Source organism: Actinoplanes sp. NPDC051388 (assembly GCF_055586225.1).
This window is the reverse complement of record NZ_JBVJIP010000004.1, coordinates 112,004-134,820: the sequence shown is the minus strand read 5'-3', so window position 1 is coordinate 134,820 and position 22,817 is coordinate 112,004. Positions and strand designations below refer to the sequence as shown.

General features: G+C 72.4%; 21 protein-coding genes. 10 read left to right on the top strand and 11 right to left on the bottom strand.

The genetic code is table 11. The features are described 5' to 3' along the window. The first annotated feature begins 41 nt into the window (after nucleotides 1-41). Nucleotides 42-1,598 carry a trypsin-like serine protease gene (locus ACZ6TI_RS12530; RefSeq protein WP_465345131.1) on the top strand — a complete coding sequence of 519 codons (1,557 nt, stop codon included), beginning with the start codon at nucleotides 42-44 and terminating at the stop codon, nucleotides 1,596-1,598. A 54-nt stretch (nucleotides 1,599-1,652) separates the two neighbouring features. Then, complete coding sequence (locus tag ACZ6TI_RS12525) at nucleotides 1,653-2,195, top strand: hypothetical protein (RefSeq protein ID WP_465345130.1); 543 nt, start codon at nucleotides 1,653-1,655, stop codon at nucleotides 2,193-2,195. Between the two features lies 1 nt (nucleotide 2,196). On the opposite strand, the gene ACZ6TI_RS12520 is transcribed toward ACZ6TI_RS12525, so the two are convergent. Next, on the bottom strand, nucleotides 2,197-3,558 hold the full coding sequence (locus ACZ6TI_RS12520; RefSeq protein WP_465345129.1) for an alpha/beta hydrolase: 1,362 nt from the start codon (nucleotides 3,556-3,558) through the stop codon (nucleotides 2,197-2,199). Nucleotides 3,559-3,633: 75 nt separating this feature from the next. After that, nucleotides 3,634-4,464, bottom strand: coding sequence for a helix-turn-helix transcriptional regulator (locus tag ACZ6TI_RS12515; protein WP_465345128.1), 831 nt, complete (start codon nucleotides 4,462-4,464; stop codon nucleotides 3,634-3,636). Between the two features lie 50 nt (nucleotides 4,465-4,514). Here ACZ6TI_RS12515 and ACZ6TI_RS12510 point away from each other — a divergent pair, with 50 nt between their 5' ends. The 4 genes from ACZ6TI_RS12510 (at nucleotide 4,515) to nhaA (ending at nucleotide 8,131) form a co-directional block, all read left to right on the top strand. Continuing rightward, nucleotides 4,515-5,186 (top strand): hypothetical protein, encoded by a 672-nt coding sequence (locus ACZ6TI_RS12510; protein ID WP_465345127.1) that lies wholly within the window; start codon nucleotides 4,515-4,517, stop codon nucleotides 5,184-5,186. Beyond that, nucleotides 5,183-5,545, top strand: a complete 363-nt coding sequence (locus ACZ6TI_RS12505) for a YciI family protein (protein WP_465345126.1) — start codon at nucleotides 5,183-5,185, stop codon at nucleotides 5,543-5,545. Before ACZ6TI_RS12510 ends, ACZ6TI_RS12505 begins: the two co-directional genes overlap by 4 nt. Beyond that, a complete protein-coding gene (locus ACZ6TI_RS12500) occupies nucleotides 5,542-6,744 on the top strand; it encodes an RNA polymerase sigma factor (RefSeq protein WP_465345125.1) in 1,203 nt (400 codons plus the stop codon). Before ACZ6TI_RS12505 ends, ACZ6TI_RS12500 begins: the two co-directional genes overlap by 4 nt. Before the next feature lie 103 nt (nucleotides 6,745-6,847). After that, entirely contained in the window at nucleotides 6,848-8,131 is a 1,284-nt protein-coding gene (gene nhaA / locus ACZ6TI_RS12495; RefSeq protein ID WP_465345124.1) for a Na+/H+ antiporter NhaA, read from the top strand. Between the two features lie 150 nt (nucleotides 8,132-8,281). Here nhaA and ACZ6TI_RS12490 read toward each other — a convergent pair whose 3' ends face one another. Then, nucleotides 8,282-9,433, bottom strand: coding sequence for an FAD-dependent monooxygenase (locus ACZ6TI_RS12490; protein ID WP_465345123.1), 1,152 nt, complete (start codon nucleotides 9,431-9,433; stop codon nucleotides 8,282-8,284). 208 nt (nucleotides 9,434-9,641) lie between these two features. On the opposite strand from ACZ6TI_RS12490, the gene ACZ6TI_RS12485 reads away from it, so the two are divergent. The 3 genes from ACZ6TI_RS12485 to ACZ6TI_RS12475 are packed head-to-tail and all read left to right on the top strand — an operon-like array spanning nucleotide 9,642 to nucleotide 12,438. Beyond that, on the top strand, nucleotides 9,642-10,382 hold the full coding sequence (locus tag ACZ6TI_RS12485; protein WP_465345122.1) for an ABC transporter ATP-binding protein: 741 nt from the start codon (nucleotides 9,642-9,644) through the stop codon (nucleotides 10,380-10,382). Continuing rightward, entirely contained in the window at nucleotides 10,379-11,950 is a 1,572-nt protein-coding gene (locus ACZ6TI_RS12480) for a hypothetical protein (protein WP_465345121.1), read from the top strand. Before ACZ6TI_RS12485 ends, ACZ6TI_RS12480 begins: the two co-directional genes overlap by 4 nt. A gap of 41 nt (nucleotides 11,951-11,991) precedes the next feature. Further along, nucleotides 11,992-12,438, top strand: coding sequence for a CBS domain-containing protein (locus tag ACZ6TI_RS12475; protein ID WP_465345120.1), 447 nt, complete (start codon nucleotides 11,992-11,994; stop codon nucleotides 12,436-12,438). A 7-nt stretch (nucleotides 12,439-12,445) separates the two neighbouring features. On the opposite strand, the gene ACZ6TI_RS12470 is transcribed toward ACZ6TI_RS12475, so the two are convergent. From ACZ6TI_RS12470 to ACZ6TI_RS12460, 3 genes are all read right to left on the bottom strand, one after another. After that, the gene (locus tag ACZ6TI_RS12470; protein WP_465345119.1) at nucleotides 12,446-13,741 is read right to left on the bottom strand and encodes an ArsB/NhaD family transporter; all 1,296 of its coding nucleotides are present in this window, start codon (nucleotides 13,739-13,741) and stop codon (nucleotides 12,446-12,448) included. Nucleotides 13,742-13,845: 104 nt separating this feature from the next. After that, nucleotides 13,846-15,702 (bottom strand): sensor histidine kinase, encoded by a 1,857-nt coding sequence (locus ACZ6TI_RS12465; protein WP_465345118.1) that lies wholly within the window; start codon nucleotides 15,700-15,702, stop codon nucleotides 13,846-13,848. Nucleotides 15,703-15,813: 111 nt separating this feature from the next. Next, nucleotides 15,814-16,518 (bottom strand): flavodoxin family protein, encoded by a 705-nt coding sequence (locus ACZ6TI_RS12460; protein WP_465345117.1) that lies wholly within the window; start codon nucleotides 16,516-16,518, stop codon nucleotides 15,814-15,816. A 198-nt stretch (nucleotides 16,519-16,716) separates the two neighbouring features. Between ACZ6TI_RS12460 and ACZ6TI_RS12455 the strand changes: the two genes are divergently transcribed. Then, entirely contained in the window at nucleotides 16,717-17,505 is a 789-nt protein-coding gene (locus ACZ6TI_RS12455) for a class I SAM-dependent methyltransferase (RefSeq protein WP_465345116.1), read from the top strand. On the opposite strand, the gene ACZ6TI_RS12450 is transcribed toward ACZ6TI_RS12455, so the two are convergent. Genes ACZ6TI_RS12450 through ACZ6TI_RS12430 form a run of 5 tightly spaced genes read right to left on the bottom strand, consistent with a single transcriptional unit; the run spans nucleotide 17,506 to nucleotide 22,766 of the window. After that, nucleotides 17,506-18,078 (bottom strand): nucleotidyltransferase family protein, encoded by a 573-nt coding sequence (locus ACZ6TI_RS12450; protein ID WP_465345115.1) that lies wholly within the window; start codon nucleotides 18,076-18,078, stop codon nucleotides 17,506-17,508. Then, nucleotides 18,078-20,252, bottom strand: a complete 2,175-nt coding sequence (locus tag ACZ6TI_RS12445; RefSeq protein ID WP_465345114.1) for a non-ribosomal peptide synthetase — start codon at nucleotides 20,250-20,252, stop codon at nucleotides 18,078-18,080. The genes ACZ6TI_RS12450 and ACZ6TI_RS12445 overlap by 1 nt, the downstream gene beginning before the upstream one ends. A 22-nt stretch (nucleotides 20,253-20,274) precedes the next feature. Beyond that, nucleotides 20,275-21,006 carry a thioesterase II family protein gene (locus tag ACZ6TI_RS12440; RefSeq protein ID WP_465345113.1) on the bottom strand — a complete coding sequence of 244 codons (732 nt, stop codon included), beginning with the start codon at nucleotides 21,004-21,006 and terminating at the stop codon, nucleotides 20,275-20,277. A 16-nt stretch (nucleotides 21,007-21,022) separates the two neighbouring features. Next, entirely contained in the window at nucleotides 21,023-21,652 is a 630-nt protein-coding gene (locus ACZ6TI_RS12435; RefSeq protein ID WP_465345112.1) for a tryptophan 2,3-dioxygenase family protein, read from the bottom strand. Next, nucleotides 21,636-22,766 (bottom strand): pyridoxal phosphate-dependent aminotransferase, encoded by a 1,131-nt coding sequence (locus ACZ6TI_RS12430; protein ID WP_465345111.1) that lies wholly within the window; start codon nucleotides 22,764-22,766, stop codon nucleotides 21,636-21,638. The genes ACZ6TI_RS12435 and ACZ6TI_RS12430 overlap by 17 nt, the downstream gene beginning before the upstream one ends. Nucleotides 22,767-22,817 lie beyond the last annotated feature (51 nt).

Below are 22,817 nucleotides of genomic sequence, written 5' to 3'. Positions count from 1 at the left end.
GTGTGGACGCGGATCCGCGTGCGAATCGGGGGAGGATCTTGATGGGGTTCGGGGTGCGAAGTCGCGGCGTCGCGGTGCTGGCGGCGGTGGCCGTCGGCATGGCCGGCCTGGCGGCGGGGGATCAGGCATTGGCGGTGGCCGGCGGGTCGGCGCCGGCGGCCGCGGCCTATGGATACGTGGTCAAGGTCAACGTCGGAGAGGGCCGGAGTTGCAGCGGGGTGCGGCTGGACCCCACGCTCGTGGCCACCTCGAAGGAGTGCTTCCAGATCGGGTCCGCGGCGCCGGTGACCGGGCCGCCGGTGGTCGCTTCGACCGTCGTGACGCGCCCGGATCAGGGCTCGGCCTCGCGGACCGTGGCAATCGACTACCTGCATGTCCGGGACGACCGAAATCTGATTCTGGCGCACCTGGCCACGGGTGTGCCGGGCCTGCTCGGCGACGCCCCGGTGTCGGCCGCGGTCCCGGCCGTCGGCGAGACGCTGCGGGTGCTGGGATTCGGCCGGACCGCCGACCAATGGGTGCCGGAGCTGCCGCACACCGGACTGTTCTCGGTGCAGGACGTGTCGGCGACCGGCATCGGCATCGCACCGACCGAGGACGGCGCGGTCTGCAAGGGTGACGCCGGTGGCCCGGTGATCCGGGAGAACGGCGACGGGACCGCGAGCCTGGTCGCCGTGCTCGGCACCTCGTTCCAGGGCGGCTGCCTCGGCGAGACCGAGACCCGGCGGGACGCCACCGCGACCCGGGTCGACGACCTGGCCGGCTGGATCGGCCAGGCCCGGGAGTTCGAGCTGACCGGTGTCGTGCAGGCCGGCGCCGTGGCCGGCTGCCTGGTCCTGAACGACGGCACCGCGACCTACAACCTGGCCGGCGGCGACGGCGCCGTGGTCAAGGCCGGCGAGACCGTCCACGTCTACGGCTACCGGGCGCCGAGCCCGGCCGGATCGTGCGCCCAGGGCGTCCGGTTCCAGGTCACCCAGGCGTTCACGGTCGCGACGCTGGTCGGCACGGTGACCGCGGGAGCCGAGGGGTGCCTCTTCCTGTCGTCCGGGGGCGTGACCTATCGCCTGGTGGGCGGCGACCCGGCCGTCGTGAAGGTGGGCGCGAAACTGTCCGTCTCGGGCTACGCGCCGCCGGGAGTGGTCAGCAAGTGCGCGCAGGGCACGTCGTTCCGGGTGCTGTCGGTCGTGCCGGCGACGGTGGTCAGCCTGCGCGCCCGGGTCAACAGCAAGTTCGTCACCGCGGAAAGTGCCGGTGCCGCCGCCCTGATCGCCAACCGGGCCGCGGTCGGCGGGACGTGGGAGTTGTTCGACCTGTTCGACCTGGGCAAGGGCAATGTCGCCCTGCGCGCGAACGTCAACAACAAGTACGTGACCGCGGAGAACGCGGGAGCCGGTGCGCTGATCGCCAACCGGGACGTGGTCGGTGGCACGTGGGAGAAGTTCCAGCTGGTCCGCAATGCCGACGGCAGCGTCAGCTTCAAGGCGCAGGTCAACGGCAAGTTCGTCACCGCGGAGAATGCGGGCGCCGACCCGCTGATCGCCAACCGCGACACGATCGGCGGTTCGTGGGAGAGGTTCGATCTGATCGCCAGATGACGAGTCGGTGACCTGATGACGCCGGGGCCCCGGGCAGTTCGGCATACTGCCCGGGTGTCCGTCATCGTTCGGCCGAATCGTCTCGTTCTCGTCAACGGTGAGGAGGGCGCCGGGAAGTCGACCATCGTCCGTGCGCTGGTGCCACATACGCCGGACAGTGCCCGGATCGACGCCGAGGATCTCGGGCAGACCAACCCGTGCCACATGGACGACGAGTTCTTCGCCCTGCTCCGGCGCAACGTCGCCGGCCTGGTGGAGAACTTCTGGACCGCCGGCTACGCCACCGTCGTGGCCGGCAGTTTCGTCCGCGACTACCCCGACTACCTGGCTTTTCGTGGGCTGCTCACGCTGCCGTGTGCGGTGTTCCTGGTCGACCTCATCGTCGACAAGGAGGTGCGCGACGGCCGGCGGGTCACCCGGGCGAAGCAGACGACGCAGGAGTGGCGCGACATGGTCGATCTGACCCCGGAAGATCTGACCATCCGGCAGGCGGCCGACGCCGACTACCGATACATCGGCATCGACACCACCGGCATGGACGTCCCGCAGACCGTGCGACGCATCAAGCGCGCCATTCCGGAGATCTATGCGCGGTGACTCAACTCGTCGTGAGGAACTCCCGGACCGCCCGGTCGCCCTCGGCGTTGCGGCCCTGGATCGAGTGGCCCATGCCCTCGATGACGACCAGCCGGCCGTGCGGCGTGCGGGCCGCCTGCTCGCGGGCCCACTCCACCGGCGTGGACAGGTCGCGGTCACCGTTGATCAGCAGCACCGGCATGGTCAGCCGGGAGTGCGGCGGCCGCGGGTTGGGCCGGGCCGGCGGCCAGTGCCGGCAGCCCTGGACGATGCCCTGTTCCACCGCGGTCCGCGGTTCGAACGGCCACGCCTCGGCGGTCGAGATCTTGTCCAGGGCGCGGATCACGGCTTCGTCCCGCACCCACAGCGGCGCGCTCGCGTCGCCCCACGGCGCGCTTCGCAGGTCCGCGCAGAGTGTCGCCACGTGCAGGCCGGCGCTGTATTCGGCCGGTGGCGTGACGGCGCCGTGCTGCAGGTCCTCGATGGCGGCGTGCAACGGGCCGGGGTCGCCCTGCGCGGCCCGGTGCAGCAGGTCGAGCACCGGATAGAACGTGGTCCCGGTCAGCTTCGGGTCGACGATGCTCGCGATGATCAGCAGGTCGAGGACGCCTGCCCCGTTGTCGTGCCGGCGCACCACGCCGGCGAGTTCGGCGGCCGGATCGTAGCCGCACTGCTGCTCCCGGCACGCCTTGCGCAGCACCGAGCCGGCCCGGTGCAGGCTGTCCAGATAGAGGGCGTCGGGACCGTCCTGCGGGACGACCGAGTCGAGGACCATCCGGCGCACCCGCTGTGGGTGGGTCAGGCCGTACTGTCCGGCCACGAAGCTGCCGTAGGACACCCCGTCGAGCGTCCACCGCGGCACACCCAGCGCACGGCGCAGATCCTCCAGGTCGGCCACGGTGTCCGCGGTCGGGTAGTGATTGCGGGTGCGGCCGAGCAGGTCGGCGCACTCCCGCACGGCGGCCGCCGACGGCGGGGTGACGTCCGAGGAGCCCACCTCCGCCTGCAGCCGCGGGCAGTCGATCGCGCCGGCGCCGGTGCCCCGCTGGTCGATCATGACCAGGCGGTAGTCGTCGAGCAGGTAGGACAGCCGCTGGGCGATCCGCGGCACGAGCGCGGGACCGGGCTGGCCGGGGCCGCCGGACAGAACCATCAACACGCCCCGGGGAGCGTCCGCGTTGCCGGCGACGGCCACGCGGAGCCGCAGCGAGCCGGGCCGATGGCCGCTGCGATCGAGCGGCACGGTCAGATAGGCGCAGGTGAACGTGGTGATCTCCGCGCACGGCCGGGCGTCGGCCAGGGCCGGGGGACGGGTCGCGCCGCTGAGCGGAACGATCAGCACGACACTGACCAGAATGGCGACCGCTCGGGTCAGCGTTGACATGAGATCTCCTGTCGCAGGCGCGGCTCGCCTGTCATCCGACACCGGGCCCGCCGCCGCGGCGTTGGACATTGATGCTCAGGTCAGCATTCGCTGCACCGCGCTCGGCGCCCGGCCCAGATGCCTGCGCACGACCCGGGTCAGGTGGGACTGGTCGGCGAAGCCGTAGCGGGCGGCCAGCGTCCGCAGGCAGTCGGCGCCGTCCTCCAGGTCGGCCAGGACCGCGCGGATCCGGATCCGGTTGCGATGCTCGGTGAGCGTCTCCCCGGTGACCGCGCGAAAGACCCGGCTCAGGTGGTGCGGCGAGCAGTTGACCTGCGCCGCGATCTCGCTCAGCCCGCACGTGTAGCCACCCGCGGCGAGGACCTCACGGGCGTCCGCGACCAGCCGCCGGTGCACGTCGGCGGTGGACGGTCGTCGCGAGCCGCGGCCGGCGACGTGGGGTGCGAGACGGTCCAGGATGGCGTGCAGCCGCTCGGCCACCGCGAGCGGGTCGAAGCCCCGCCGGCAGGCGGCGACGAGCACGCGGTGGTCCAGGTCCGTGGCATCGTCCAGCGGCAACCGGTACGCCGTCCGCGGCCACCGATCGGCGAGTTCGGCATCGAGCAGGACCGAGGTGAAGGTGTCGCCGCCGCCCAGCGGATGCGCCACGCGCATCTCGTCGCCGGGACGCATCAAAATCGCGGCGCCACTGTCGACGAAGACCTCCCGGCCGTTGAGCCGCAACAGGTAGGCGCCGGACCGGGGCAGCACGAGCCGGTGCGCCGACTCGTATCCGACCCGGCCGAACCGCCTGCCGTCCTGCCCGCAGCGGGCGTCGAGCAGGCTCATGCCGTCGACGTGCCCGAGGCACCGGCCGCTGCCGGGCGCTCCGGCGTACCGGCCCTTGCACTCGCATGTCCGTCCCATGGGACCTCCGCCTGCCGAGTATGCCCGCTGCCGGTGGGTAGCATCGCCCGATGCACCGGCTGCGGACTCTCCTGCTCGTCACGGCGGGCCCGGCGCTGCTCGCCGCCGCCGGTCTCGCCCACCCGGGCGGCCTGTCCGCCGCGACCGCCCACCACTGGGTCCAGCTGCACATCGCCCTCCTGCCGGTGTTCCCGCTGCTCGCTCTCGCGTTCGTGGTGTTGCTCCGGGGCCGGCCACGCACCGGCGTCGCGGGCGTCGCCACGGTGGTGGCCTGGGTGGCGGCCGCCGTCTACGCGGCCGGCTACACCGGTCTGGACGCCGTCGCCGGCATCGGGGCGGGCACGGTCGCCGGGCAGCCCGGCGACCAGGCCGAGCTCCGCCGGCTGGTGCTCGCGCTCTATGCCGCCGGCGACGGGATCGGGCGCGTCGGCGTCTATGCCCTGATGGTCGCCGTGCTGGCGGCCACGGTGGCGTTGACGACGTGGCACGGGCCGTGGGTTCTGCCGGGCACGGCGGTCCTGCTGGGCGCGTCCTATTCGTTCCTCGACAGCCACATCTTCTGGCCGCGCGGCGTGCTGACCATGGTGGCGATGGCGGTGGGCTTCGGCCTGTGGGCCTGGGCGGCAACAAGACGGCCGGTCCATGTCGGTTCCGGGCCGTCGGCTCCGACTGAGGGCCGGCGTCCACCTGCGGACGCCGACCTGGAGAGGGATCACCGATGAAGTACATGCTGATGATGTTCGGCGGGGTGGGCGAGTCGCCGGCCGAGCGCAGCCCGGAGTGGATCACCGAGATGCAGACCACGATGATGCGGATGGACCGCGAGCTGCGGGAGTCCGGCGAGGTGGTGGAGAGCCGGCATCTGACCGATCCGGCGCGGGCCACGACCGTACGTTTCACCGCCGGCGCCCCGACGCCGACCGATGGACCGTTCGCCGAGATCAAGGAGACGCTGGCCGGCTACTGGGTGCTCGAGTGCTCCCACGAGCGAGCGGTCGAGATCGCCGCACAGGTCGTGGCGGTCACCGAATCCCCGATGGAGGTCCGCCGCGTGATGGACGAGCAGCCCGAGCAGATGTGACCGAGCCGGCGCGATTCGAGGACCTGCTGCGCGAGTCGGCGCCGCAGGTCCTCGCCGGGCTGGTTCGCCGGCACGGTCAGTTCGACGCGTGCGAGGACGCGGTGCAGGAGGCCCTGCTGGCCGCCGCCCGGCAGTGGCCGTCGGAGGGTGTTCCCTCATCGGCGCGGGCCTGGCTGACCACGGTCGCGACCCGGCACCTGATCGACCTCTGGCGCAGTGACAGCGCTCGCCGGCGCCGGGAGGCCACCGCGGCACTCGACCCGACCGGCCAGGCCACCACCGCGGCCGACGACACCCTGATCCTGCTGTTCCTGTGCTGTCACCCGGCCCTGTCCGAACCGTCGCAGCTGGCCCTGACCCTGCGGGCGGTCGGCGGCCTGAGCACCGCGCGGATCGCCACCGCCTTCCTGGTGCCCGAGGACACCATGTCGCAGCGGATCAGGCGGGCGAAGCAGCGCATCCGCGAGACCGGCGCGCGTTTCGAGATGCCCGCGGAGGCCGACCGCGCGGCCCGGATCTCGGTGGTCCGGCACGTGCTCTACCTGATCTTCAACGAGGGCTACACCGACCTGAGCCGCCCGGACCTGGCCGCCGAGGCGATCCGGCTGACCCGGATGGCGCTCCGGTTGTTGCCGGACGACGGCGAGGTCGCGGGTCTGCTCGCGCTGATGCTGCTCACCGACGCGCGCCGGCCCGCCCGCACCGACGACAACGGCCTGTTGGTGCCGCTGGACGAGCAGGACCGCGCACGCTGGGATCGCTCGGCCATCGCCGAGGGGCAGAACCTGCTGACGCGTACGCTCGGCCGCGGACCCGCCGGCCCGTACCAGGTCCAGGCGGCGATCGCCGCGCTGCACGACGAAGCCTCGGCGGCGACCGATACGGACTGGCCGCAGATCCTCGCGCTCTACGACGTGCTGGGCCAGGTCGCACCCGGGCCCATGGTCACGCTCAGCCGCGCGGTGGCGGTGGCCAAGGTGCACGGCCCGTCCGCCGGGCTCGCCGCGCTGGGCCTGCTGGACGGCGACGACCGGCTGGCCCACACGCACCGGCTGGAGGCGGTCCGCGCCCATCTGCTGGAGGAGGCAGGCGACCCGGACGCCGCACACGACGCCTATCTGCGCGCCGCCCGGGCGACGGCCAGCCTCCCCGAACAGCACTACCTCACCCGGCGGGCGGCCCGCCTGCGGCCGCGGTGAGCTGATGCCCGCGCGACGCCGGTCGAATCCCGGTAGAGTCGGCTCTGGTGCGCCGGGAAGTCTGGTCGGCATGCGATGCCTCGACCCCGGAAAGTGACGTTCCGTGACACCTGCACCCAAGCGCACCCACCACATCCTCAGCCGCGGCTCCTGGCCCGAGGCGAAACGGATCGCCGACATCCTCCGCAAGGAGACCATCGGCGGCGCGCTGCTGCTGGCCGGCGCCCTGATCGCCCTCATCTGGGCAAACTCAACCTGGTCGGACCGGTACGAGTCGCTGCTGGGCTTCACCGTGGGACCGGCCGCCCTGCACCTCGACCTGCCTCTGGCGACGTGGGCGGGCGACGGCCTGCTGGCGATCTTCTTCTTCGTGGCCGGCCTCGAGCTCAAACGTGAGTTCGTCGCGGGCGACCTGCGCGATCCGCGCCGGGCCGCGGTGCCGGTGGCCGCCGCAGTCGGTGGCGTGATCGTGCCCGCGGTGATCTACACGGTGGTCAATCTCGGCGGTGCGACCGAGGGCTGGGCGATTCCGACCGCCACCGACATCGCGTTCGCGCTGGCCGTGCTCGCGGTCGTCGGCCGGTGTCTGCCGGCCGCGCTGCGCACCTTCCTGCTGACTCTCGCCGTGGTCGACGACCTGCTCGCCATCATGATCATCGCGATCTTCTACACCGCGCACCTGTCCGTGCTGCCGTTGCTCGCGGCGGTGATCCCGCTGGGTTTGTTCACCGTGCTGGTGCAGCGGCGGGTCCGCTCGGGCTGGCTGTTGCTGCCGCTGGCCTTCGCGGCCTGGGCGCTGATGCACGCCTCGGGTGTGCACGCGACGGTGGCCGGGGTGCTGCTCGGCTTCGCCGTCCCGGTGCTGCGCCGCGACGGCGCGGACGGGCCGGGGCTGGCCGAGCATTTCGAGCACCGGTTCCGGCCGATCTCGGCGGGAGTGGCGGTGCCGATCTTCGCGCTGATGTCGGCCGGGGTGGCGGTCGGCGGCTTCGACGGGCTCGCCGCGGCGCTGTCCGACCCGGTCGCGATCGGCATCATGCTCGGCCTCGTGGTCGGCAAGCCGGTCGGCATCGTCGCGGCGACCTGGCTGACCGCCCGCTTCACCCGGGCGAAGATCGACGCCGGCCTGGCGTGGATCGACGTCGTCGGGCTGTCGGTGCTGGCCGGCATCGGTTTCACCGTGTCGCTGCTGATCGGCGAGCTGGCCTTCGGCATCGGCAGCGAGCGGGACGGCAACGCCAAGGTGGCGGTGCTGGCCGGCTCGCTCGCCGCGGCCGTCCTGGCGACGATCGTGCTTCGGATCCGCAACCGCACCTACCGGCGGATCTACGACGCCGAGCAGGTCGACCGCGACCACGACGACGTCCCGGACGTCTACCAACACTGATTGCGAGGAGGACGGCGTCCTGGACCGGCTGGGTCTTCGCCTTCCTGGCGATTCGTGGCCCGCCCCGGTGGCGTTGTGGCTGTCCTTCCGGCGGTCCGGGCTGGACATGCGAGAGCAGGCCGCGGCGATGTGGCCGAAGGGCCCATCGAGTCAGGTCTCGAGGTAGCGCCGAGTGAGGTATCGCTGCACCGGCCCGATCGCGGCGAGCCGCAGCGGGAGCTGGGCCAGCTGGAGGGCGATGGCGTTCTCGGGGGCGTAGACACCTTTGACCCGTCTGGCCAGGCGCTGCTTCGCCTCCACCTGTGGGCGCAGTCCGGCTTCCCATTCGGGGAGTGCCCGGCCGAGGTCGTTGTCGTGTCGGTCGAGGGCGTCGCCGAGGTGGCCGGCGCCGCCGACGGCGAGCGCGGCGCCGTACCCGGCGAACAGGGTCACGCACCAGCCGGCGTCGCCGAGCAGGACCACCCGGCCGTCGCTCCACCGCTCGGTGACGATCTGGCTGACCGAGTCGAAGTACAGGGATTCAATGGTGTCCAGTTGGTGCAGCAGCGAGGGAACGAGCCAGCCGATGCCGCTGTAGACGTGCCGCAGCACAGCTTTCGGATCGTCGAGCGGAATGCCTGCCGCGTGGTGTGCGCGGAAGCCGAAGAACGCGACGGAGCGGCCGTCGCCGACACTGATCACCGCGACCGTGCGGCCGCGATGCGTCAAGGTGCCAGTCGCACCCGGTGGCAACTCAGCGGGCGCCTCCGGCAGTCCGCACGCGGCGACGATGTGGTCGAGGTCGCGCCGGAACCGCTCCTCCGGCCCGAACACCATGGCCCGCACGGCCGAGTGGAGACCGTCGGCGCCGATGACGAGGTCGGCGCGCTCGACTGTCCCGTCGGTCAAAGTGGCCGTGGCGAGCCGTTCGTTCTGATCGATCGCGGTGACGGTGGTGCCGAATCGGACGTCCACTCTGCCGTCGATCGCCTCGTGCAGCACCGACTCGATGTCACCGCGGAGGATGTTCATGGTGCGGCGGCCCATCGTGGCCGCGATCACCGCACGGCTGAGGGCGAACCGCCGGGAGCCGTCAGCCCGGTGGTAGATGAGCTCCTCGGTGATGAACGAGCGGCCGGCCAGCGCGGGCAGAATGCCCATCCGCTCGGCGACGTCAGAGCCGACCCCGCCGAAGGTGACCGCGTAGCCCTCGGTGCGACGTGCCGGAGCGCGCTCGACGAGGAGGCAGTTCCAGCCGGACTGCAGCAGGCGGAGTGCGGCGGACTGACCAGCGATTCCGGCTCCGATGATGATCGCGCGCATGACGACTTCGATCCGCCGACCAGGCTTCCCGGCACACCATCGGCTCTCAACGGAGAGGCAGCGACTTCGGACACCAGAATGGCGTCCATACGTCGGCACCGTACCACCGCCTGTCGGCCTGAGGGCTGGACTTCGGGGAGTACGTTCACAGCAGGTGCGCCGGGAAGCCTGGTCGGCAGTCGAGTCCTGCTGCCGACCGGAGGCCGTGATGAGCGTTGCCGCGTTGCGTACCGAAAATCTCTCCAAGCGTTATGGGCGCGTGTGCGCGCTCGATTCGCTCGACCTGGAGGTCGCCGCCGGGGAGGTCTTCGGATTTCTCGGCCCGAACGGGGCCGGCAAGTCGACCACCATCCGACTGCTGCTCGGGTTCGCCCGTCCGACCACCGGCCGCGCCTGGATCTTCGACGGCGACGCGGCCGAGGTCGCCGTCGCGCACCGGCGCCTGGCGCACGTCCCGGCGGACGTGTCCCTCTGGCCGCGCCTCACCGGCGCCGAGGTGCTCGAGCTGCTGGCCCGCACCGGGCCCGGCATCGACGTCGACTATCGGGCGGAGCTGGTCGACCGTTTCGAGCTGGACCCGAGCAAGCCGGCCCGCGTCTACTCGACCGGGAACCGGCAGAAGGTGGCGCTGGTCGCCGCGTTCGGCACCCGCGCGCCGTTGTTGATCCTCGACGAACCGACCAGCGGTCTCGACCCGCTGATGGAGCGCGAGTTCCGCCGCTGTGTCGCAGAGGCCCGCGACCGCGGGCAGACGGTCTTCCTCAGCTCGCACCAGCTCGCCGAGGTGGAGGCGGTCTGCGATCGGGCGGCGATCCTGCGGGCCGGCCGGCTGGTCGACGTGGCGACCATCGCCGATCTGCGCCGCCTGCACCGCACCGGGGCGGACGGCGCGGGTGAGCCCAGCCTCGAAGAGATTTTCCTGGCCTACTACGGGGAGTCCGGCCGATGACCGCCGTGGTGGGGCTCGCGCTGCGGCAGACCCGGCGCGGCGCGATCGTCGTGATCCTGCTCTGCTCGGCCCTGTCCGCGGTCGTCGTGCTGACCTACCGCGCGACCGTGGGCGCCGACGCGGGCGCCCTGGCCGTGCTGGCGGCCAACCCTGCCGTCCGGACGCTGTTCGGCGAGCCGGTGGCCCTGGACCAGCCGGGCGGTTTCGCGGTCTGGCGCACCGGCATGGTGCTGGCCGTGATCCTCGGTGCCTGGGGACTGCTGGCCGTCACCCGGACCACGCGCGGCGAGGAGGAGGCGGGCCGCTGGGATCTCCTGCTGGCCGGACCGTTTACTCTCACCGCGGTGGTCGCCCGGCATCTCGCGGTGCCCGCCACGGTCATGCTCGTCGCGGGGTCGTCGGTCGGCGTGACGCTCGCCGTCGCCGGGACCGGCGTGCGAGGCTCGCTGCTGCACGGTGCGGGCCTGGCCTTCCTGGGTGTGTTCTTCGTCGGGGTCGCCGGGCTGGCGGCGCAGGTGTTCCCGGCGCGGGCGAGCGCCACCGCCGCGGCGGCCGCGGTGCTGGCGGCGAGTCTGCTGGCGCGCATGGTCGGCGACGGAGTGTCCGCGCTGTCGTGGTTGCGTTGGATGACTCCGTTCGGGCTCGTCGAGCTCACCCGGCCGTACGAAGCGAACCGGTGGACGCCGCTGCTGGTGCTCGCCGGGGCCTCGGTCGTCGTGGTCGGGGGCGCGGTCGCCGCGGCGTCGCCCCGGGACCTGCGTGGCGGCTGGCTGACGCCGTCGGGCGGTCGGCGGCCTCGGTACGCCCTGCTGGGCTCGATCGGCGGTTTCGCGGTGCGCCGGGCGGTGCGCCCGGTGGTCGGCTGGGCGCTCGCCGTCGCCGCCTATTACCTGCTCATCGGTCTGATCGCGAAGTCGGTGATCGGACTCCTCGCGGGCAATCCACGCTTCGCGGACCTGGCCGCTCAGGCCGGTTTCGGCGGCCTCGGTCTCGTCGAGGGCTTCGCTGCCACCCTGTTCGGGTTGGTGGCGGTGCCGGTCGGCGTGTTCACCGCGGTCCGCCTCGCGGCGTTCGCCGCGGATGAGTCGGATCGCCGGCTCACCCTGCTCTTCGCCGGGCCGGTCACTCGCGCCCGCCTGGTGGCCGCCGAGGTCGCCGTGACCGCGGCCGGTGCCGTCCTGCTCGCGCTGGTCGCCGGCCTGGCCGCGTGGTCCGGCGCCGCTGTTACCGGCGCCGGGCTCGGCCTGCCGGAGGCCGTTGCCGGTGCGATCAACGCGCTGCCGATCGCGGCGCTGTGCCTCGGCGCCGGTGTGCTCGCCCTCGGCTTCGTTCCGCGTGCGACCGCGGCGATCGGCATGCTGCCCGCGGTCGGGGGATTCCTCCTCGCCATCATCGCCGCCGGTGTGGGTGCCCCGGAGTGGGTCGCCGAACTCTCCCCGTTCGCGCATCTGGCCCGGGTGCCCATGGTCGCGCCGGACTGGCCGGCCACCGCGACGATGAGCGCGCTCGCCCTGGTCCTGGGCCTGCTCGGGCTCGCCGGATACCGGCGTCGCGACCAGCTCGGGTGAGCCGGGCGCGCGTATCGTGACGCTCATGCGAGGTGAGCGTCATGCGGGCCGGTGACCTGTCGATGCCGATGAGCACGGTCGGGGAGGACACACCCGCGCGAGAGGCGGCCAAGGTGCTGGCCGCCCAGGATCTGCCCGGCCTGATCGTGGTGGACGGCAGGGGCCGCCCGCTGACCGTGCTGGCCGGCACGCAGGTGTTGCGGATGGCGCTGCCGTCCTATTGCCAGGAGGATCCGGCGCTGGCCCGGGTGATCGACGAGGCCGCCGCCGACGTGATCATGGACGGCATCGGGAATCGCACGGTCGCCGACCTGTTGCCGCGGAACCGCCCGGAGCTGCCCGCGGTCAGCGCCGACGCCACCATGCTGGAGGTCGCCTCGGTGATGGCGCGCTCGAACGTGCCGCTGGTCGCGGTGGTCGACAAGGAGCGGGTGATGACCGGCGCGATCACGCTGGACGGCCTGCTGGACCGCCTGCTGGGCACCTGACGGCTGCTCAGAATGTGAAGAAGCGCAGCCAGAGGTAGGGCACCGCCATGGCCACCGAGATCGCGGTGACGATCAGGCCGTACTTGGTGAAGCCCCAGAAGGTGATCCGGTGGCCGGCGCGCTCCGCGATGCCGAGCACGACGACGTTCGCGGAAGCGCCGACGGCGGTGGCGTTGCCACCGAGGTCGGCGCCGATCGCCAGGGCCCACCACAGCACCTGGGCGCGGTCGAGGCCGCCCGAGGCGTTCACCAGCTCGCCGACGATCGGGCTCATCGTCGCGACGTAGGGAATGTTGTCGACGATCGCCGACAGTCCCGCCGAGGCCCAGAGCAGCAGCATGGTGGCCGGCTCCAACCGGCCGCCGACGGCGTCGATGGCGGCGTTCGCGAGCTGGTCGATCACGCCCGTGGTGACCAGCCCGCCGACCATGACGAAGAGCCCGGCGAAGAAGATCAGCGTGGGCCACTCCACGTCCTTGGCGATCTCGTTCGCGTCCAGGCGGGAGAGGGCGAGCAGGAGCAGGCCGCCGAGCAGGGCGATCACCGACGGCTCGAGGCCGAGCAGGGTGTGCAGCGTGAACGCCACGAGCACCACGCCGAGCACGCTGAGGCTGAGGACGACCAGCCGCGGTTCCCGGATCGCGTCGCGTTCCCGCAGGGCCATGATCTGGGCGGCGCGTTCGGCGTCGTAGCGGAAGGCTCTGCGGAACATGATGCGGCAGAGCAGCACGAGCACGACGAGCACGACGGCCACGAACGGCGCCATCACGGAGAGGAAGTCGTTGAAGGTCAGGCCGGACCGGCTGGCGATGATGATGTTCGGCGGATCGCCGACCAGGGTGGCTGCGCCACCGATGTTCGAGGCCAGGACCTCGGCGATCAGGAAAGGCACCGGGGGTACGCCGAGCCGGTCGCACACGAGCAGAGTGACCGGCGCGACGAGCAACACCGTGGTGACGTTGTCGAGGGCGGCGGAGACCAACCCGGTGACGACGATCAGGATCACCATGATCGGGAACGGGCGACCGCGGGCTTTCTTGGCGGACCAGATGGCGACGTACTCGAAAAGGCCGGTGCGTTTCAGCACGCCGACGATGAGCATCATGCCGAGCAGCAGGAAGATGACGTTCCAGTCGATGCCGGAGTCCTCGGAGAAGAACGCGTGCTCCGCGTTCGTCGCCCCGAGCGCCAGCATGATCGCCGCGCCGCCCACCGCGACCGCCACTCGGTTGATCTTCTCGGTGGCGATCAGCGCATAGGCCACGACGAAGACGGCGACGGCCACCCAGGCGATCACGCTCATGTGTGGCACCGTCCCCGGAAGTGGTCAGCCGTCGTCGACCGCCGACCAGACTTCCCGGCACACCGAGATCAAACTAGCAGCAGACCTCCGGAATGCGGCCCGCGTCAGGCTGAGCCGCGCAGTGCCACTTCGATGTCGCGTTCGCCGGCCGGCTGGGGGAGCGCCCCGGACTGCGGCAGGGTGAACCAGAACAGGCTGCCGCCGCCGGGATTGTCGTCGACACCGATCTCGCCGCCGTGGCGGTCTATGATGCGGGCCACGATGGCTAGACCGAGGCCGGTGCCCGGGTACGGCTGACTGCCGGGTGCCCGGACGAACGCGTCGAAGATCGCCACCCGCTGATCCGCGGCTATCCCGATCCCGCGGTCGCGGATCTCGAACCGCCAATAGCCGTCGTCGGCGGGCGTGGCACTGATGCGGATCTGTGGTGACCGGCCGGGTGGAGTGTATTTGAGGGCGTTGCCGATCAGATTGTCGAACACCTGCCGCAGCAGGGTGGCATCGCCCTGGACGGTGGGTAGCGGCCGTACGGAGATCGCGGGTGGTGCGTCGCCGGCCGGCGTCACGCGGTCGTCGATGACCGCGGCGACGAGCGGGGTCAGGTCGACGCCGGCCGTCTCCAGGAGGCGGCTGTCCGCGGTGGCGTAGTCGAGCAGGTCGTCGATGAGGGTCTGCATCTGCCGGGTGCCGGCTTGCAGCCGGTCGATGAAGAACCGTTGATCGGCGGGCAGAGCTTCGGCCTGCTCGCGCAGAACCTCGGTGTAGCCGGTGATCCGTGCCAGCGGGTTGCGTAAGTCATGAGCGACGACGCCGGCGAATCCCTGGAGTTCGGCTTCGCGATGGCGCAGCTGGGTTTCCACCGCCTCCCGGCGGGTGATGTCCTCGCGCAGCGCGGCGGTGGCCGTTTCGACTTGACGCAGTGCCCGGTCCCGGGAGTTGAGCACGGTGCGGGTGAGGCCGGCCAGCAGGCCGGTGATCGTGCCACCGATCAGCAGGGCCAGCGAACCGCGGTGCAGGTCGGTGGCGGGCAGCAGCCGCTTGGTGGGATGCACCACCAGCTGCCAGGCCCGCGAGGAGGCTTTCACCGTGACGTAACGGGCCGGGGTGCCGGTGTCCAACCGAGCCGCGGGCTGCCAGCCGGCGACCGGTACGACGTCGCCGGCGTTGCCGTCGGACAGCGTGACGGCGACGCTCTCACCGGCCGCGAGACCGATCGTCTGCCGCAGGAAGTCGTCCCCGCGCAGACCCATGACCAGCCAGCCGCGGAACCGGCCGAAGTCGGTGGCGGCGGGGGAGGTGGCCTGAACGGGCGCGGCGAAGACGAATGACTGCTGTTGCTGATCGATCGGAAGCAACGCGTCCTTGAGGAGCCGGTAGGTGCGGCTCACGGTGACCTGGCCCGTGTCACGGGCGGTCTGCAGCGCTTCGGATGCCTCCACCGACGCGTTCAGGTCGTGGCCCACGGCGGGCTTGGCGCCGTCCAAGGGGCGGCTGAGGACCAGGAACCGATGTTCGGCCGCGCTCCCGGCCGGGCGCAGCGTCAGGTCGTCGACGCCACGGGCACGCCAATAGGCCTGAACCCGCGGAATGCTGTCGGCAGTCGCCGGAACGACCATGCCGACCCCGGAGGCGCCGGGCAGGCGCTGCCGGTCGACCTTCGCCGTGGTGGCGGCGAACTCGTCCGCCTCGAGCTCGGCCTGGGCGCCCAGCGCCGCTGCCAGATCGACCAGAAATCCGGTGTATCGACGAATCTCGGCGGCCACCAGCGTGGAGACCAGGGTCGTCTGCTGGCCGAGGGCGCGGTGCACCCGTTCCCGGTCGGCGCGGTGCAGCGTTGCGGCGGCCAGCAAAGTTCCGATCAGGCCCAGCGTGATCACGCACACCATGAGCCACACCGACCGGCGGCTGCTCGATGGCAAAGCGACATCCGACGGCGTGGCCATGATCGCGGGTCCACGCACGCTTCCGACGCTACGCCCGCCGCTGGTTCGCACGGGCCGATTCCGGCGGACGTGATGTTCGACTCTTCCGGTCCCGGCACGCGGGCCTCGCTCGTCGGGGCCGCGGGAACCTCAGCGGTACTCCGGGTTGGCGAAGTCGAAGCGGCAGCCCGCGTCCCACTCGCTGCGCTGGTTGCCGTGTGCCGGGATGCCGCCGGCGTCCTTGAGCATCCGGGCCAGGTGCAGCAGGTTCCAGGTCATGAAGGTGGTGTTGCGGTTGGTGAAGTCGTTCTCCGGGCCGCCCGAGCCGGGGTCGAGATAGGACGGTCCCGGGCCGGCCGGGCCGATCCAGCCCGCGTCGGCCTGTGGCGGGATGGTATAGCCGAGGTGCTGGAGGCTGTAGAGCACGTTCTGCGCGCAGTGCTTGACGCCGTCCTCGTTGCCGGTGATCAGGCAGCCGCCGACCCGGCCGTAGAAGGCGTACTGGCCGGCCGTGTTCAACCGGCTGGAGCAGGCGTAGAGGCGCTCGATGACCTTCTTGGTGATCGAGCCGTTGTCGCCGAGCCAGATCGGCCCGGCGATGACCAGGATGTCGGCGGCCAGCACCCGCTCGAAGAGGGCCGGCCACTCGTCGGTGGCCCAGCCGTGCGCGGTCATGTCCGGCCAGACACCGGTGGCGATGTCGTGGTCGACGGCGCGGATCACGTCCACCGTGACCCCTTGCTTCTGCAGGATGCCGCGGCTTACATCGATCAGGCCGCCGGTGTGGCTGAGCTCGGGGGAGCGCTTGAGGGTGCAGTTGAGGTAAAGAGCGCGCAGATCGCCGTAGCTGGTCATGCCTCATCGTGCCCCGCACCGGCCGCCCCGGCGGCACGGATCCTCCTTACCGCGTCCTTACAGGTGCGTGCGGACGTTCTCCGACTCACGGCACGGGCGCCAGGGCGGGCACGGCGGCCGGTCGCGCGCGCGGCGATGGCCACATAGTGACCGCCGGCACCGGTCGCGGACCGGGGACGGCCGGGCTAGCCTGGCCGGGTGACTGGCACAGACGCGGACATTCAGCACGAACCCGACTGGCAGGACTGGCTGCGCCGCTGGGACGCGCAGCAGGAGGGCTATGTCCCCGAGCGGGAGGCACGGTTCTCCGCGATGTTCGACGCGCTGGACGCCCTGCTGCCCGAGTCGTTCGTGGCCCTCGATCTCGCCTCTGGACCGGGATCGCTCAGTCAGCGGTTGCTCGCCCGGTTCCCCCGCGCGCGGGCGATCGCGGTCGACATGGACCCGGTGATGGTGACCCTCGGGCGGAACGCGCTCGGCACGGTGGACGGGCGCCTGCGGTGGATCGAAGCCGACCTGGCGTCCGCCGACTGGCTGGGCGAGCTGGGCGAAACCCGCCTCGACGCGGTGCTCAGCAGCACCGCCATGCACTGGCTGCCGCCCGAGGCGCTCACCCGCGTCTGCCGCGAGGCCGCCCAGTTGCTGCGGCCCGGCGGCCTCTTCCTCAACGGCGACCACCTGGCCTTCGGCCCCGGGCTGCCGACCTTCGAGCGGCTCAGCGAGCACGTGCTGGACCGGACCTGGTCGGACGCCTCCTTCGCGGAGCGTGGCATCGAGACGGCGGAGCAGTGGTGGGAGGCGGCGGCCGCCGAGCCCGCGCTCGCCGCGCAGCTGGCCGCTCGGGACAAGCTCCTCGCCGGCAAGCAGCGGCAGCAGTCGCCGCCCGGCTTCGACTTCCACGTGTCGGCGCTGCGCGAGGCCGGCTTCGCCGAGGTCGGGACCATCTGGCAGGCGTTCTCCGACCGGGTGCTGCTGGCCGTGCGCTGATCAGGCGAAACGCCGCATCGCCTCGGGGGTGTCGACGTCGAGATCGTCCGCCACGTCCCCGACGTCGACCACCGTCACCTCCCCGGCGTGCGCGCGCAGGTAATCGCGGGCGCCGTGGTCGCCGCTCGCCAGACCGGCCACCCCGGACCAGTGGTCGCGCCCGAGCAGCACCGGGTGGCCGCGCCGGCCCTGGTAACCGCCCATCACCAGCGCGCCGGGGGAGGCGTGGGCGGCGACCCGGCGGACCGCCTCCGGTGTCACGCCGGGCATGTCGACCAGCAGCACCAGCGCGGCCTCCGCCGGCGTGCCGGCCAGCGCGGCCAGGCCCACCCGCAGCGACGACGCCATGCCGGTCGGCCAGTCCGGGTTGTCGACGAAGGTCAGCCGCGTCGCGGCGGCGCGGACCCGGCCCGCCTCGGCGCCGACGACCACGACGGTCCGGGCGCAGCCGCCCGCCTGGGCCAGATCCGCCGCGTGGAGCACGAGTGGCCGGCCCCGGAACGGCACCAGCGCCTTCGCCATGCCGTAGCGCCGCCCGCCGCCGGCGGCCAGGATCAGGCCGGTCACCTCCATCAGGCGGGCCCGTCCAACACAGCGGCGATCCCGGCCGGCGTCGGGTGCTCGAACACGTGCTGCACCGGCAGCTCGACGCCGAGCTCCGCACGGATGCGGCTCACCAGCCGGACCGCCGCGATGGAATGCCCGCCGCACTGGAAGAAGTCGTCCCGCACGCCCACCGCCGGCAGCCCCAGCACTTCGGCGAACAGCGTGCAGAGCTGGCGTTCCCGGCCGGTGGCGGGCGCGTCTCCGGAGGTCGGCGCCTGCGGATCCGGCAGCGCGTTCCGGTCGATCTTGCCGTTCGCCGTGACCGGGAACTCGTCGAGCATCGTGATGGCCGCCGGCAGCATGTGCTCGGGCAGCGAGGCGCGCAGGTGCTGGCGCAGCTCGCCGCCGTCGAGCGGGGCGCCGTTGACCGGGCGGACGTACGCGGCCACGTAGCGGTCCGCGGGGTCCTCGTTGCGCACCACCACGACCGCGTGATCGACCGCCGGGTGCTGCTGCAACGCCGCCTCGATCTCGCCCAGCTCGATCCGGTAGCCGCGGATCTTCACCTGATTGTCGACCCGGCCCAGGAAGTGCAGCTCGCCCTCCTCGTCCCACACGCCCCGGTCGCCGGAGCGGTACAGGCGCGCACCCGGCGCCCCGAAGGGATCGGGCACGAACTTCTCCGCGGTCAGTTCCGGGCGGTGCAGATATCCGCGGGCGACGCCGGGACCGCCGATGCAGATCTCGCCCGGCGCGCCCGGCGGGACGAGACGCAGGTGGTGGTCCATGAGATAGATGCGGGTGTTGACGAACGGACGGCCGATCGACAGCGGACCGCCCGGCCGCAGCGGCCCGGTGATGGTGGCGCCGACCGTCGTCTCGGTGGGGCCGTAGCCGTTGATGACCCGGGTGCGGTCGCCCCAGCGCCGCACGATCGCCGGGGTGCAGACGTCCCCGGTGGAGACCAGCACCCCGCCGGCCGGCAGCGCGGCGTCGGGCAGCGCGGTGACGGCCGCCGGGGGCAGGGTGGCGTGGGTGATCCGGTGCTTGATCAGGGTCTCCGCGAGAGGCTCGCCGGGCAGCAGGTCGCCGGCGTCGGCGAGCACCAGCGTGGCCCCGGAGAACAGGGCCAGCGACAGGTCCCAGAACGCGGCGTCGAAGCTCACCGAGGCCCACTGCAGCACGCGGTCGCCGGGTCCGGCGCCGACCGCCGCGGCCTGGGTGGCGGCCAGGCTCGCCGCCCCCGCGTGCGTCACCACGACGCCCTTGGGGCGGCCGGTCGAGCCGGACGTGTAGATCACGTACATCGGATCGTGCGGCGTGGCGGCGCCGGCGCGTACCGGAGGCTCGAGATCTTGATCGTCGGCGTCGGACGGCGGCTCTTCGTCCAGGCGGATGATCTCGATGTCGCGCCGGTGCCAGGCCGGGTGGACGGCGTCGGCGGTCGTGGTCAGCAGGATCGGCGGCCGCGCGTCGTCGAGCATGAACGCCAGCCGCTCGGTGGGATAGGCGACGTCCAGCGGCAGGTACGCGCCGCCGGCCTTGTGCACCGCGAGCAGCGCCACCACCAGCTCGACCGACCGGGGCACCGCCACCGCGACGATGACCTCGGCCCGGACGCCGAGCCCGGTCAGCCGCCGGGCCAGCCGGTCTGCCTGCGCGTCGAGGTCGGCGTAGCTGATCTCGCGGTCCCGGTGAACCAGCGCGATCGCGTCGGGGTGTGCGCGCACCTGCCGTTCGAACAGCTCGGCAGCCGACAGGTCCGGCACCGTCTCGGCACGGCCGGCCCAGGCGGTCAACCGCTCGTGCTCCGCCCCGGACACGAGCCGCACGCGCGACAACGAGGTCTCCGGGGCGGTCCGCGCCTGCTCGGCCACCCGCCGCACCATGGCCGCCGCCAGCTCGGGCAGGCCCGGCGACCGGCTCGTCGTGGCGTCGCCCAGCCGCACGGTCATGGCGTCGGTTCCGGTGCCGGTCCACGCCACGGTGGCCGCGTCGGCGGCGGGCTCGGCGACCTCGGCCTCGGCGGTGTCCGCCGTCCTGCGCAGGACATCGCCGAGAGTCCGGCAGTCGGTCAGCAGCAGTTCCCGCTGCCGCCATCGGCCGGCGCCGGTGCGAGCCGCGACCGTCACCGTGTCGGTGCGGTCGAGCGCGCCCGCGACGACCGCCAACGCGGCCTGCAGCGTGGTGGTCAGGTTCACGGCTCCGGCCTCCAGAGAATGATCACGCCAGCGACAGCAATGCGGAGACGACGCGCGCCGACTGTGCGGACAGATAGAAGTGCGCCCCGGCGAAGACGCGCAGCTCGAACGGCCCGGTCGTGGACTTGGCCCACGCCTCGGCCTGGGCCCGGCTCACGTCCGGATCGTCGGCGCCGAGGAACGCGGTGACCGGGCAGGAGACCGTGGTCTCCGGGGCCGGCCGGTAGTTCTCCAGGATGAAGTAGTCCTGCCGGAGCCCGGGCAGCACCAGATCCCGCAACGCGGGCAGGCTGGCCAGTTGTTGCTCGGTGCCGCCGAGGCGCAGCATGTCGGTCCACAACTCGTCGTCGCCCCACCGGTGTTTGGTGGTCCGCACCTGGTCCGGCGCCTGCGGGCCGGGCCGGCCGGACGTCACCAGATGCCGCACCGGGGCGGACCCGCGACGCTGCAGCCACCGGGCCACCTCGAACGCCACCGTGGCCCCGAAGCTGTGGCCGAACAGCAGCACGGGCAGGGGGTCGTCGGCCAGCGCCTGCCAGATCTCCCCGGCCAGCGCGTCCATCGACGTGGCGGCCTCGTCGTTGAGGCGGTCCTGCCGCCCGCTGTACTGGACCGCGGTCAACCGGATCGACGGGGGCAGCAGCGTGGTCCAGGGCCGGTAGGTGGTCGCGGCACCGCCGGCGTGCGGGAAGCACACCAGGTGCACGGCCGCGCCCGGCGGGCGGCTGTACGGCCGCAGACACGAGCCGGTCATCTTCCCGCCCTCCGCCTCAGCTGAACGCCACGGCGCTCGCCCGCTGCTCCAGATAGGAGACGCCACTCGTGCCGCCGGTGCCACGCCGGTTCGCCACGAGCCGCCGGGCGACGTCGATGTGCAGCACGCACCACGCCTCCGTCCGCGCCACGAAGTCGTCGAGCTCCTCCCACAGCCGCACCAGCACCTCGTGCCCGACCTCACGCGGGTCGCACTCCTGCAGCCGGTTGCTCAGCTCCCACACGTACGGGTTGTCGAGACCCTTGAGCAGCAATCCGAACTGCGCCGACTGCGCGCCGCTGGCGCCTTCCAGGGCCGGGCGGAACGCGTCGAAGTCGGCCCGGCTGAGGTGCGCGAGGTCCCGCAGCGTCGCGATGACCAGATCGAGGACGACCCGGGCCCGCCGGATCGGTGGCAGCGCACGGTCGAGCCGGCGACGCCCGACCAGCTCCGCGGCGAGCCGGAGGTCGGTGTAGACCTGCGACAGCCACAACTCACTGGCCTGATGGGTGACGATGAAGAAGCGTTCCGCGGCGTGCACCTCGGCGTCCGCGGCGGGAGTCAGCGGCCGGGGGGCGCCGAGGACGGCGTCCAGCCGGAGATATTCGTCGTAGCTGAGGCTGATGGCCCTACCTCCCTCCGGCATCGGGCGGCTCGGCTGAGCTCGCCCGCAGGAAACGGGCGATGCGCTGGATGCCGGTCACCGTGGCCTCCCGCTCGGCGCAGAGGGTGACCCGCGCCAGGCGGTCGGCCACCGGATCGTCTCCGGGCAGGAAGCCGCGTCCCGGCGCGATGCCGACGTCGGCCTCGTCGAGCAGCCGGCGGCAGAACGCATAAGTGTCCTTTGTGTACGCCGACAGGTCGAGGAGCATGTACCAGCCGCCGGCCGGCTCGGCGTACACCGCCCCCAGGGGCGCCAGCAGCTTCACCGCCTCGTCGCGGGTCGCCCGCACGTAGGCCCGGTGCTCGGTCAGGTGGTCCGGGACCTGTAGTGCGGCCAGGCCCGCGTACTGCACCGGGGTGGCCGGGGCGACCAGCGTCGCCTCCTGCACGCGGGCGAGCAGCTGCGCGCAGTCCGCCCGGGGCACGGTCGCGTACCCGAGCCGGCAGCCCGTCATCGAGAAGCCCTTGGAGAACGTGTGCACGGAGAACACGATCCGCTCGTCCGGCGGCGCGGCCCGGTCGAGCTCGGCGATGCGGCACGGCTCGCCCTCGTAGACGAAGTCCTCGTACGCCTCGTCGCTGATGATCCAGACACCGCGCCGGGCCGCCCACGCGTGGATCTCCTCGAGGTCGGCCGCGCTCCACACGTGCCCGGAGGGATTGGCGGGGGAGTTGACCAGCAGGGCGATGGTGCGTTCGTTCGCCGCCTCGTCGAGCACCTCGGTCAGCGACCGGTCGGGATCGGGCATGGTGGCGAATCGCGGTTCGAGGCCGGCCAGCAGGATCTGCTGCTCGTGCATGGGCCAGTGCACCCGGGGCAGGATCACCTCGCCGCCGTCGATCGCGATCGACTGGAAGATCGCGCTGATCACCTGGCACGAGCCGGGCGCCACGAACACCCGGTCCGGGCTCGGCGCGCCGTTGTCGTGCAGACGCTCGGCCAGCGCCGCCCGCAGCAGCGGCAGTCCGGGGGCGTCGGTGTAGGACGTGTGGCCGTCGCGGATGGCGGCGACGTAACCCTCGGCCGCTGCGGCCGGCATCCGCAGGTGCGGCTCGCCGACGTGCAGGGCGATCGCCGGACGCGGATGTCCGGTCACCAGGCGGTGTATCTCGTGCAGGCAGGAAACGGGCAGGCGGCGGCTTCGCTG